Below are 12,918 nucleotides of genomic sequence, written 5' to 3' on the forward strand. Positions count from 1 at the left end.
AAAATTATGTGTAGAGTAATCGCAATATCAAATCAGAAGGGCGGAGTTGGAAAAACCACCACAACCGTAAATCTTGGAATTGGACTTGCCAGACAGGGAAAGAGAGTTCTGCTGATTGATGCAGATCCACAGGGAAGCCTTACAGCAAGTCTTGGCTATGTAGAACCGGACGAAATAGGAACTACACTTGCTACAATTATGATGGCTATTATCAATGAAAAAGAATTTGAGATCACAGATGGCATTCTGCATCATAAAGAAAATGTAGATCTGCTTCCGGCAAATATTGAATTATCTGCATTGGAAGTAACAATGGGGAACGTGATGAGCAGAGAGCTGATTATGAAGGAATATATTGAGGCTGCGAGAACGGAGTATGACTATATCTTAATTGATTGTATGCCAAGTCTGGGACTAATGACAATCAATGCGCTGGTTGCTGCGGATTCCGTGTTGATTCCAGTACAGGCGGCTTACCTTCCGGTGAAAGGTCTTCAGCAACTGATACATACGATTGCAATGGTGAAAAAACGGCTGAACAGGCAGCTCGTATTTGAAGGAATACTTCTCACAATGGTAGATTTTCGCACAAACTATGCAAAAGATGTGGCTGGTAAAGTGCGTGAAGCTTATGGAGAAAAGATAGAGATTTTTGATACGGTGATTCCTATGTCAGTGAAAGCAGCTGAAACAAGTGCAGAAGGTGTCAGCATTTTTTCTCATTGCCTGAATGGAAAAGTAGCGAAAGCATATGAGACGATTGCAAAGGAGGTACTGGGAAATGAAGAGTAAGAGTGCAGACAAAATAAAGATGCCTAGTATAGATGAACTGCTGGGAGTATCCGGCGAGGAAAGTGCAACAGATATTGAGATTAGCAGAATACACAGCTTTGTAAATCATCCATTTAAGGTTTTGGATGACGATAAGATGGATGACCTGGTAGAGAGTATTAAACAGAATGGTGTGCTGACACCTGTTTTAGTAAGGCCAGATAAGAATAATAGTTATGAGATGATATCCGGGCATCGGAGAATGCACGCTGCAATAAAAGCTGGATTGGAGACAATACCGGCCATTGTAAGGGATATAGAAGACGATGAAGCCATTGTCATAATGGTAGATGCCAATATCCAACGAGAAGAACTACTTCCAAGTGAAAAGGCGTTTGCATATAAAATGAAATTAGGCGCAATGAAGAGACAAGCAGGAAGACCACCTAAAAATAATTCGTGCCAAAGTGGCACAAATTTAAGGTCTGATGAAGAACTTGGAAATCAAGTGGGTGAAAGTGCAAGAAGTATTCAGCGGTACATCCGCCTAACGGAACTCATTCCAGACCTTCTTGATTATGTAGATAAGAAACGTCTGCAGTTTACTGTTGCGGTTGACATTTCCTATATTGACAAAGAGATTCAAACATGGTTATTTGAATACATCAAGGAAAATGGTACGGTTAAAGCAGTTCAGGTAGCGGCACTCCGCACAGCACTTGAAGCAGGACCGATGACGCAGGCGAAAATGATCTCCATACTGGTAAACAGTCAGCCTGGCAGGAAGCAGGAACAAAAAATCACGTTATCAGAGAAAAAACTGAGAAATTTCTTCTCTGATAAATATACGACGGAGGATATGGAAAGTGTAATTCTGGAACTTCTGGATCAATGGAAAAGAGGTGAGATAACAGTATGAATTTTGAATACTATTATGGCACTCAGGCTGATCAGTTCAGTTTTATCCGGATTCCAAGAATATTATTATTAAAGGAATAAATTATTTTCCAGTACATCCACCATTTCTTCACATAATTTTTTTATCTGATATTCTATTTGTTGTGTCTGCATTGTAGAATGAAAATATTCTGTATAAAAAACCAGATAGAACATATTATATGATTCACTGATCAGGCAATACTGAATTTTCTGCTTCTTCAATTCCAACAATTCTTCTATGATATTTTTTACTGCGTATAAAATAAGACCTGAATCAGATGGCGTAAAGCCTCCTATTTTCTGATATTCCTGAATCCTGCATCCAGATAAAATGACCTGTTTTTTCCAAAATAACGATTCTGCTGAAATCAGCCCATGAAGCATATCTGAAATTTGTATCTGCAACTTATTATCACGATCTATATTTTTGGCTTTAACCATTTCTATCAATTCACAAACCGTTTCCTGTACTGATTTTATCGTAATGGGTTTAATTAAAAAATCATGCACCTGATACTGAAGTGCAGATCTGGCATATTCAAAATCTGCATAAGCAGTAACTATTACAATCATCGTATCCTGAGACAATTCCAGTATCTGACGAGTCATTTCTAATCCATCGCATACAGGCATTCGAATATCTGTTAAAACAATTTCCGGTTTATATTTTTTAAAAAGTTCTACCCCCTCTTCTCCGTGACAAGCTGTAAATACTTCCAGTGGAAACATTTTCTGTATCTGTTTGGCCACACTTTCTCGGATTAGTCGTTCATCTTCTACATATAATAATCTCATATCTCTTCCCTGCCTTTCGCATCGGTTTTTATATTAATTATCAACATAAACATATGATTTTCATAATGTACCTGTAGCTCCACATTATTGCCATACATTAATTTTAATCTTCGATAAACATTATATAGTCCAATTCCTAATGATTTCACTTCTGTTTCATTCGGTCGATAATCTTCTGTAAATTTTCTTTTCAAATTTTCCAGTTCTACTGGTTTTAATTCTGCATAATTATTACTAAAGCAAAAGGATATGATTCCATTTTCTTTTTGAGCTGTAAGTTTAATTTCTACTGTTTCCGTATGAAATTCCACACTATGCTTAATCGCATTTTCAACAATGGGTTGAAAGGTTAATTTGGGGATTCCCAGAGACTGTAAAGATTGTAGCAGGTGCCGGTGATAATGCAGCGGCAGCAGTAGGAACCGGAACCGTAGGTGATGGAAGATGTAATATCTCCCTTGGAACCAGCGGAACCATCTTTATCTCAAGCAAGACATTTGGCGTAGACGAGCACAACGCATTACATTCCTTTGCTCATGCAGACGGATACTATCATCTGATGGGCTGCATGCTTTCTGCAGCATCCTGCAACAAGTGGTGGATGGATGAGATCATCGGAACCAAAGATTACGCAGCAGAGCAGGCAAAGATCGAAAGACTCGGAGAAAACCATGTATTCTTCCTGCCATACCTGATGGGAGAACGTTCTCCTCACAACAATCCGAATGCAAGAGGAACTTTCATCGGTATGACCATGGATACCACAAGAGCCGATATGACACAGGCTGTTCTGGAAGGTGTAGCATTTGCTATCCGTGATTCCTTTGAAGTAGCCAAGTCACTTGGTATTAAGATCGAGAGAACCAAGATCTGCGGCGGCGGAGCAAAGAGCCCATTGTGGAAGAAGATTATCGCTAACGTACTGGGAATCAAAGTAGATGTGATCGAAAGTGAAGAAGGCCCTGGATACGGCGGAGCTATGCTGGCTGCAGTAGCATGCGGAGAATTTGCATCCGTAGAAGAAGCAGCAGAAAAGCTGGTCAAAGTAATCGATACCATCGAACCAGATCCGGAACTGGTAGAAAAATACAATGACAGATATGCAAAATTTGCAAAGATCTATCCGACAGTAAAAGGACTGTTTGATGAGGTGACGATCTAAGCCGCCTCGCAAAAAATGGAATAGAAAACCCCGATAGCTCGAACCTATCGGGGTTTTCGTTGTGTTAACGTATGGTTTCTTTACTACCTTTTGCCTGCTGCTACTATAACATATTCAGCAGGTTAATTCAAGTATTACATAAAATATAATTTTTATGAGAATTTTTCCTTCAAAAAGTAAAAACATGCAGTATAATAAAGATAAAAATGGGGGCGAAAATTATGAATAGAAAAATACGCTGGGGACTTTTGGGTGCGGGTAAGATTTTAGATCGTTGGATGAAAGGGGCATGCCAGATTGATGATATGGAGATCGTGGCAGTAGCATCCAGAACCAGAGAAAGTGCTGCAAAGACCGCAGAAAAGTTTCAGATACCGGAAGTGTTGACATATGAAGAGATGCTGTCAAGAGAAGATATTGACATTGTCTATATCCCGGTACCGCATACCGCACATATGGAGCTGGCAATCAAAGCTATGGAAGCTGGAAAGTCTGTACTGGTGGAAAAACCGGCAGGTATCAATGTGCATCAGTGGGAGAAAATGACAGAGTGTGCGAAGAAGAATCAGGTATTCCTGATGGAAGCAGTATGGACCAGATTCTTCCCATTGATCAAAGAGATCGAGGCACATTTAAAGGACATCGGAGATGTGCGTGTAGTAAGCACCAATTTTTCTTTCCGCAATGAAGATATGACATCCAGATTAATGGATCCGAACCGTGCAGGAGGAAGTCTTCTGGACGTAGGAGTATACGATCTGCATTTTACCAAGATGATACTGAAAAAAGAACCGATATTCATCAGCGGTGTGGCATCCATGGATACAGATGAACATCATCTGCAGGTGGATGAACAGGCAGCATGGATTGCCCAGTATGATAAAGGGGAACTGGGACTGATGTGCAGCTCGATACGTACAGACATGATTGATACGGCTTATATCTATGGTACAAAAAGGACATATGGTGATCCCACAGTTCTGGAAACCATGGCAGTTACAACTGACAGTGGGAGACAAGACAGAGGTCATCGAAAGACCAGTACCACAGAAGATTGCAGGCATCGAAGATGAAGGGTATCAGTTCGAGATCGCACATGTGAACCAGTGCATCCGAGATGGAATCAAAGAATCACCGGTGATGACCTGGGAAGAGACAGTATCAATATTAAAACAGTGTGATATGTTAAGAAAACAGTGGGGATTGAAATATCCACAGGATTAAAGATAGATATTATAAGATTGTTGAAAAAGCTCATACAAGAAATACTATGAGCTTTTTTATGTGTAAGGGCGTTTCAGATTTATAATAACGATAAGCGTAAAATAAATTGCTTTACTAACATTAACAAACAAAATATTAGAATAGCAAACAAAATATGAAATACATTATATTTTGTGCTGGCTATTGATATGGTATATATTAAATAGAGTGAAAATGGTTTATAGATAATGAAAGGATGTGTTTTATGAAAGCAAAAGTGAATTTATCATGGATCACTTTTATTGTTATTGCACAATTCGTAATATTGTTGATTTCATCTTGTATTATAGGAATTACCAGTTTTTATTCAAAAAGAGACAGTATTTCAGAAATGCTAAAAGCAAACACTAACCAAGTGGCTGAATTACTCGGAAAGGATTTAAATAGTATATATACCATTGCGGATAATTCTTATTTGAATATTTCAGTACAACAGGCATTACAAAGAGATAATGCTCAGGAATCTTCAGTTTATGAAAAATATTGTACGCATCAGCTGTTGGAATCTTTGAGCACAAGTCATCCAGCCATTAGCGATATGATTATTTATCCTTTAATTGGAGAACCATATCATATTCAAAATGATATTGTTGGAATTCAGAACTGCTATGAACTCAGGGAGAAGAAGTGGTTTAAGCAAATTTCCAAACTTGAAAGTGGGTTTACACTTTTGCCAGAAGAAAATGGACTGATTATAAAAGGAATAGAAAGACCGTATAGTGTATTTGGTAGAACAATATATGCGTCAAGTAGTCGAAAAATCATAGGTTATCAATTTCTGGTTGTTAACACTAAATGGATTGAAACGGTAAGTCAAAATGAAAAGGCGGTTATGCAGTATTATGTTTGTGATAATAAAAATATTCCTCTTTTGTTAAGAGAACAGGAAAAAAAGAAGTTTCAGATATCAGAAAGAGAAGGATATTTTACAGAAGAATCATTAATTAACAATAATCTGAAAGTCGTGGGGCATTATGCGCGTTCCTATTTGCTTGAGGAATCCTGTAAGAGTATCATTATTGTATTGATTTGTATGAGTCCCGTCATGCTGCTCAGTTTGTTTTGCAGCAGTATATGGATAAAGTGGATCAAGCGTCCAACGTTAGAATTAACTGGAGTTATGAAACAAATTGAGCAGGGAGATTTTTGCATTCAGCTTCCACACAGTCAGGTGGAAGAAATCAATGCTTTGAGTGTACAGTTTTCTAGGATGTTAACAGAGCTTTCTATTGAAAAAGAACAGAATCGAAAATTGGAAATGCGTTTTCTTCTATCACAGTTAAATCCCCATTTTTTATATAATACACTAAATTCTATCTATTGGATGATTTTAGATGAAGAAAGAGCTATAGAGGCATGTGAAATGGTGGATGCACTGTCAAATCTTTTGCGGTATGGCTTATATGAAATTGATGCACCATCTACAGTAGGACAGGAATTAGAGCATGTAGAGCAATATTTGTTATTACAGTCCAAGAGATATGAAGATCGATTTTGCTATTTCGCAGATGTTCCAAAGGAATTACAGTCTCTGGAAATTCCCAAACTAACATTTCAACCCATTGTTGAAAATGCGATTAAGCATAGTGTGGAATTTCATATGGAAACAGTAGAAATTAAACTTACAGCTAAAAAAGAAAATGGAATCATATCCTTTTGTTTTAGTAATAATTATGCAGAATTAAAACCAATAGAACTGGAAAATTTGAAAAGAAAATTTACAGAAGATTATCGACCGAATGAAACAGAAGTGAAATCATTAGGAATTGGACTATATAATGTTTACCGAAGATTAAAATTAATGTATGGCAGTAATGCGGAGCTACAGGTACATTATGAAAATCATATGTTTATGTTGGTAATTAATATAAAAACAGAGGCGAAAGGCAGGAAAGAGACATGAGATTATTATATGTAGAAGATGAACGACTAATCCGAGAAAGTGTGGCCAAACAGATACAGAAAATGTTTCCACTGGAAGTATTTACAGCTTGTCATGGAGAAGAGGGGTTAGAACTTTTTAAAAAATATAAACCAGAAATTGTTTTAACAGATATTCGAATGCCTGTATGCGATGGATTAGAAATGACTCGTCAGATACGGGAATTGTCTCAGGATACGATAATTGTCATAGTTACCGCTTATGCAGATTTTGAATATGCCAGAACTGCACTTCAGTATCAGGTACATGATTTTTTAATTAAACCCATTACAATAAAATCAGTACAGGAAACGGTTTGTGAATTGATAGAAATGGTTAAAGCCAAAAATATAGATCGTGATAATAAGTTGCAGATACAAATTTCAGATATGCTTCATGGGCTGATTTCAGCAGAATCGTTATTTTGGAAAAAACAGGTCATTTTATCTGGATGCAGGATTCAGGAATATCAGAAAATAGGAGGCTTTACGCCATCTGATTCAGGTCTTATTTTATACGCAGTAAAAAATATCATAGAAGAATTGTTGGAATTGAAGAAGCAGAAAATTCAGTATTGCCTGATCAGTGAATCATATAATATGTTCTATCTGGTTTTTTATACAGAATATTTTCATTCTACAATGCAGACACAACAAATAGAATATCAGATAAAAAAATTATGTGAAGAAATGGTGGATGTACTGGAAAATAATTTATTCCTTCCTATTGCTCATATTGAGACTGGATTTTTCGATGGAAGAGATTTATATTCCAAATATCTGGAAGTGGAACAGTGCATGGAAAATGACAGAACAAATCAACATATGATCATACAGATGAAAGATGCAAAACTGGAAGAGGAAAGAATAATTTATGCATTATGGAAAGACAAAAAATTTGATCAAGTTGCTGAAAAACTGGTGTTATATTTCAATAAAACAAACAGCATTCAGGAAAGACAAAATCTTATGATTCGACTTTCGTATTATCTTTATATAGCCATGAATGAAGAAAAAGGCGAAAAACAACTGATCTTTAAAGAATTTTACGATTCATTTCCAAAAATAAAACGGGAATTTTCTGAAATGGAAATTGCTGTAAGAACAACCGAAACATTAAAAAAGCTTACAGAAAAAATGGAAAAAATGGAGAAGAAAATACTACATCCTGTTATTTACAATATCCAAAAAGATATTCGTGATAATTATTCAGAAGTAAAACTTTTGAAAGATTATGCAAAGAAATATAATATTAATGCTACATATTTGAGTGAATTATTCGTGAAAGAATGTGGGAAAACTTTTTCAGATATAGTCACGGATATTAAGATGGATAAAGCAAAGAATATGTTGAATGAACCAGATGCACGTGTATACGAAGTAGCAGTGAAGTTAGGGTATCATGATGGACGTTATTTCAGTCAGTTATTTAAACGATGTACAGGTATGACGCCAAAAGAGTTCCAAAAAAGATGCGATAAATACGAATAAAGAAAACAAAATCTGAAATCTGCGATATATAACCAAAATAAACAGGGTGATAGAATATGATTACAAACAAGAAAAATAAAAAAATTGTAATAACCGTTCTTTTGACGATAGTTTTAGGAAGCGCATTTGTTTTTTCACTATTGGGGAAAAATAAAACATCTGCAAAAGAAAAAGAACTTCTGGATGTGCTAATCTGGGGAGAAAAAACAGATCTGTTTGACCATATATTTCAGAAGTTTGAGGCAAAATATCCGTCTATAAAGATACAAGTGTCTTTCGTTTCAGAAAACTATTATGAAGATTTTATGCGGGAGCAGATCAGCAGTGAGAAAAAAATAGCAGATGTAATATTTATGAAACCGAAGTATGACACGTTTTTATCACTGGAAACCAGAGGACGTCTGACCGATTTGACAGGAGAAATATATCTTGATAATTATCAGTCAGAAAACCTAAAAATTTATGAAGTGAATAAATGTCAGTATGCAATTCCTTTTATATCAAATAAACTGGTTGCCTGCTATAATCTTTCAGTTTTGGAAAAACTGAATTATGAAATTCCGAAAAATGCGCAAGACTTGGAAAAGATTTTCAGAGAGGCATTAAGAAGAGAAATCACGCCAATTATTTTTGGAGGTGAAGATGAAAAAGGCTTTTATGAAATGTACATACAATGGTTGATGTTGGTACTGAGGAATTTTAATCAGACAAGCTTTTTTGCAAATGACCTTCAGAATGGAAAAGTCAGGGCAGATGATCCGGTTTTGTTGGAATACATGGAATTAATTTATAATTTGAGCCAAAAAGGTTATTTTTCGAATAAAAATTTGTTGATTAATACAGCAGAGGCTATGGATGCTTTTGAGTCAGATAAAGCGGTTGTGATAATGAGTGATATATGGTCATTGTATCAGCAATTGGGAGATGATTTCGAAAAAAAATATATGCCGGGTTCTTTGGTTGTCGAGGAAGGTGAGGCAAATGAAATCAATTCCCTAAGCTTTATTCTTGGAATTGATTCAAAATCTGATGCAAAAGAAAATGCAAATCTTCTTATAGAATTTTTATCAACAGATGTAAACGAAGATGATATAGAATTACCAGAAGGAATGCATTTGCTTAACACGGAAGCAGATGAAAATTCATTATATAAAAAAGAGTATGATTATGAAGTGTATATGGATAAATGTGCCTGGTGGATTAAAGAACCTTTCAAGGATATGACAGCCAGACTGCTCTCAGATCAGAAAATTGAGGATGTAATTGCAAGCACAGAAGAACTGTTTGAGAGTCTAACGATACCGACATATATATATGTACCATAAATAAAAATAATAGGGAGGTCGAAAAATGGGTAGAAAAACAGCAATTATTACAGGTGCCAACAGAGGGGTTGGCAGAGGAGTTGCTAATGTATTTGCAGAAAAAGGATATGATCTTTTTCTCGCATACAATGGTGAGACAGAAAAGGCAAAAGAAGTGCAGCAATATGTAACTGAAAAATATGGTGTTCGATGTGAATTATTTGATTGCGATTTAAGTAAAGTGGAGGATATTTATAAGCTGGTTGATACAGCAATTGGCATTTATGGAAAAATTGATGTACTTATGAGCAATGCAGGAGTAGGATACGAAAAATATCTGCGTTATGCAAAAGTAGAGGAAATTGACCATGTGTATATGGTGAATTACAGAGCAGGCATTCTTTTGGCAACTTTGGTTGGGCAGCATATGATTGATAATAAAATCAAAGGCAGTATGGTTTTTACTGCATCTGTCAAATCTATACAGCCGACCCCTATTGATTGTATTTATGGTGGTATGAAAGCCGGCTTGAAACGTTCTGTACAATCTATTGCCAGAGAGTTTGGTCCATTTGGAATCAGAGCAAATACTGTATCACCAGGCTGTATCGCTATCAATCCAAAGGGATATGAAGATAAGACTTATGAAGGGGATGCAGATCGTATTCCGATTGGAAGAACAGGAACAGGCGAAGATATAGGATACATGGCAGCGTTTCTTTGTTCTGAAGAGGCAGGATTTATTACCGGTGCGGATTTTTTAGTTGATGGTGGACAGGCATGCGGAGAAAATTCTATGGATGCGACAGAAGATTACGACGGTATTCATGGAAGAGGAACTTATATTGTAAAGTAGGAGATTAGGATGAGAACGGTTCTGTATACAGGAATTCATCAGAAAAATAATGGAATTATTGCATGGGAATATAATTGGGAAAATAAATTATTTTCCATCCTGTTTGAGAAAAGTGAGGTACAGAATATTACTTATCTCTGTAAAAGTACTGATGCTCCTTATCTGTTTGCAGCAGGTGAATATGATGGACAGGGGATGATTGCTGTGTACAGAATAATCTCGGAAGGCGAGCTACAGTTTTTGACTTCTTATATTTATAAAAAAGGAACATTCAGTCATTTACAGAGCAGTAAAGATGGAAGGCTTTTATTTGCAAGTTGTTATGGAACGGGAGAAGTATTGATATTTTCTGTTGTAGCAGAATTGCCCAAATTAGAAATGGTTAAGTCCTTTATGTTTGAAGGTAGTGGACCAAATGTAAAAAGACAAGAAAGTTCACATCCACATTCCGTATATCTGTCTCCAGAGGAACGACTGGCAATTGTGTCAGATCTTGGAGCAGATAGACTATACATGCTTTCAATAGAGCAAAAAAGCAAAACTGTAAAATTTGAATTTGAATGGAAAGCAACTCCTGGTTGCGGACCGCGGCATATAGCTTTTCACCCTGATGGGAAATGGTGTTATCTGTTGACAGAATTATCATCGGAAATCTATGTTTTTACGTATGAAGAATCTTGGAAAAATATACAGAAGATTTCAGCTCTTCCAGAGAGTTTTGTTGGAGAAAATCTGGCTGCAGATATATTGGTTTCTAAAGACGGAAAATATTTATATGCAAGTAACAGGGGATGTAACAATGTGTCTGTTTTTAAGATTGAGCAGGATACAGGTTTGTTGCATTTTTGCAAAAGTGTTTCGACTAAGGGTTGGACCAGAGCAATTGAACTTTCGGAAAAAGAGGAAATATTTTTTGCTCTAAATGAAGAATATGCAGATTCAATTGGAGAGCTGGAGGCGTTTTCTATGAACGGTGGTATGCCAGAACAGGCAGTCTCAAACAGACGATGTATTTTTGCATATTCATTTTGTGCAATGTAACAAGATACTTATATATAAAAATGAGTGTAAAAAATAAGATAAATGATATGGAGGGCGCTTATGAAAACAACAAAGAAATTAAAAAGAATGGTTGCAGGAGTATTGGCTTCGCTTATGGCAATGTCTGGGACAGCAAACATCTGTGCAGCAGATACGGAAGAAAATGTACATTTATCAATGGCATTCTGGGCAGAACAGTCGGAGATTGATCGATTGGATCAGCTCCTGGAAATTTGGAAAGCAGATCATCCTAATGTAACATTGGATTATACATATTGTTCAGGTCCAGATTATCCTACCAAGTTACAAGTGTGGTTTTCCTCTGGGAAGGCACCGGATGTTATCCGTATGTCGCGTGATATTTTTTCCCCATTTGCATCTGAGGATTTATTTGCTGATTTGACACCGTATTTGGAGGCAAGTGGATCAGCAGGTTGCTGGGACGAAAGTTTGTTGGATATTTTTGATTTTGATGGAGAACTGCTTTCTCTTCCTTATATGTATTCTAATTATGTAATTGCATACAATAAAGACATTTTTGATGAAGCAAATCTGGAATATCCTACTGCGGATTGGACAGAAACAGAATTTGTAGAACTTGCCAAAACACTAACTTCTGGTGAGGGACCTGAGAAAACATATGGCATGTGGTTTGGCGGTTGGGTGTGTGAACTTGTACGAGCACTCTATGGAGAACCGAAAATGTATGATACAGAAAATATGGTTATGCAGGCAACAAATAATGAAAAGTTCAAAGCAGCATTCCAGCTTCTTGGGGATCTTCATAAAGATGGATATTGTTCTAATGAAGTAACAAAAACAACGACAACAGGTGGATTTGTTACTGGAAAATATGCCATGGCTATAGCAATGACTGGTGATATTGCAAGTTATCAGAAACAGATTGGTGACAATTTTAAATGGGATATTGTGGAACTTCCAATTAGTGAAACGTATGACACGCGTTGGAATACGAATATGCGGCTTCAGGGTTTTGGTATGTCTAAAACAACAGAGCACCCGGAATTGGCATATGATCTTATAGAATATATGACAACCAATTATGAAGTTCAGAAAGCAGTGGATGAGGATGGCGTAGGCATTCCGGCACTTACCGAGTATCTGGAAAGTGAGGAGTTTAAGACCAACTATGGAGGCGGTTTAGCTTACAATAAAGAAGCCTTTGTAAACATGGCAAAAGTAGGAACTTCATGGGAGTATGCAGGAATTTGGGCAGATATTAATGATACTTTGACCAGTGAGTTCAATGCTTACATTACAGGTGCAACCGATATTGATACAGCACTTGATAACTTGCAGAAAAAAGGTGAGGCTGTTATTGAAGCGGCTAAATCCTGACAAAAACACATCCCAGA

At 36.6% G+C, this 12,918-nt stretch carries 12 protein-coding genes and 1 pseudogene; 11 read left to right on the top strand and 2 right to left on the bottom strand.

The genetic code is table 11. The features are described 5' to 3' along the window. Window positions 1-6: 6 nt before the first annotated feature. A complete protein-coding gene (locus tag AB5Z12_RS10950; protein ID WP_368368650.1) occupies window positions 7-792 on the top strand; it encodes a ParA family protein in 786 nt (261 codons plus the stop codon). Then, the gene (locus AB5Z12_RS10955; protein ID WP_368368651.1) at window positions 782-1,690 is read left to right on the top strand and encodes a ParB/RepB/Spo0J family partition protein; all 909 of its coding nucleotides are present in this window, start codon (window positions 782-784) and stop codon (window positions 1,688-1,690) included. Before AB5Z12_RS10950 ends, AB5Z12_RS10955 begins: the two co-directional genes overlap by 11 nt. Window positions 1,691-1,758: 68 nt before the next feature. Here AB5Z12_RS10955 and AB5Z12_RS10960 read toward each other — a convergent pair whose 3' ends face one another. Next, window positions 1,759-2,505 (bottom strand): response regulator, encoded by a 747-nt coding sequence (locus tag AB5Z12_RS10960; protein ID WP_368368652.1) that lies wholly within the window; start codon window positions 2,503-2,505, stop codon window positions 1,759-1,761. After that, window positions 2,502-2,951 carry an ATP-binding protein gene (locus tag AB5Z12_RS10965; protein WP_330386372.1) on the bottom strand — a complete coding sequence of 150 codons (450 nt, stop codon included), beginning with the start codon at window positions 2,949-2,951 and terminating at the stop codon, window positions 2,502-2,504. The genes AB5Z12_RS10960 and AB5Z12_RS10965 overlap by 4 nt, the downstream gene beginning before the upstream one ends. On the opposite strand from AB5Z12_RS10965, the pseudogene AB5Z12_RS10970 reads away from it, so the two are divergent. From AB5Z12_RS10970 to AB5Z12_RS11010, 9 genes and pseudogenes are all read left to right on the top strand, one after another. Continuing rightward, window positions 2,864-3,667, top strand: a pseudogene (locus AB5Z12_RS10970) (FGGY-family carbohydrate kinase); the annotation flags it as partial. The gene AB5Z12_RS10965 and the pseudogene AB5Z12_RS10970 sit on opposite strands and share 88 nt — an antisense overlap. Before the next feature lie 221 nt (window positions 3,668-3,888). After that, entirely contained in the window at window positions 3,889-4,740 is an 852-nt protein-coding gene (locus tag AB5Z12_RS10975; RefSeq protein ID WP_173769903.1) for a Gfo/Idh/MocA family protein, read from the top strand. Beyond that, window positions 4,676-4,891, top strand: coding sequence for a hypothetical protein (locus AB5Z12_RS10980; RefSeq protein ID WP_173769902.1), 216 nt, complete (start codon window positions 4,676-4,678; stop codon window positions 4,889-4,891). Before AB5Z12_RS10975 ends, AB5Z12_RS10980 begins: the two co-directional genes overlap by 65 nt. Window positions 4,892-5,135: 244 nt before the next feature. Then, window positions 5,136-6,833 carry a sensor histidine kinase gene (locus tag AB5Z12_RS10985; protein ID WP_173771332.1) on the top strand — a complete coding sequence of 566 codons (1,698 nt, stop codon included), beginning with the start codon at window positions 5,136-5,138 and terminating at the stop codon, window positions 6,831-6,833. Then, a complete protein-coding gene (locus tag AB5Z12_RS10990; RefSeq protein WP_368368653.1) occupies window positions 6,830-8,341 on the top strand; it encodes a response regulator in 1,512 nt (503 codons plus the stop codon). The genes AB5Z12_RS10985 and AB5Z12_RS10990 overlap by 4 nt, the downstream gene beginning before the upstream one ends. 56 nt (window positions 8,342-8,397) lie before the next feature. Beyond that, on the top strand, window positions 8,398-9,666 hold the full coding sequence (locus AB5Z12_RS10995; protein ID WP_173769899.1) for an ABC transporter substrate-binding protein: 1,269 nt from the start codon (window positions 8,398-8,400) through the stop codon (window positions 9,664-9,666). A 25-nt stretch (window positions 9,667-9,691) separates the two neighbouring features. Beyond that, window positions 9,692-10,501: an SDR family NAD(P)-dependent oxidoreductase gene (locus tag AB5Z12_RS11000; RefSeq protein ID WP_173769898.1), complete on the top strand. Its 810-nt coding sequence runs from the start codon at window positions 9,692-9,694 to the stop codon at window positions 10,499-10,501. 9 nt (window positions 10,502-10,510) lie between these two features. Next, entirely contained in the window at window positions 10,511-11,542 is a 1,032-nt protein-coding gene (locus tag AB5Z12_RS11005) for a lactonase family protein (RefSeq protein WP_173769897.1), read from the top strand. 60 nt (window positions 11,543-11,602) lie between these two features. Beyond that, on the top strand, window positions 11,603-12,901 hold the full coding sequence (locus AB5Z12_RS11010) for an extracellular solute-binding protein (protein WP_173769896.1): 1,299 nt from the start codon (window positions 11,603-11,605) through the stop codon (window positions 12,899-12,901). Window positions 12,902-12,918: the final 17 nt, after the last annotated feature.

The organism is Ruminococcus sp. RTP21358st1_G6_RTP21358_211008, from assembly GCF_040908885.1.
GTDB classification, from domain to species: domain Bacteria; phylum Bacillota; class Clostridia; order Lachnospirales; family Lachnospiraceae; genus Blautia_A; species Blautia_A faecis.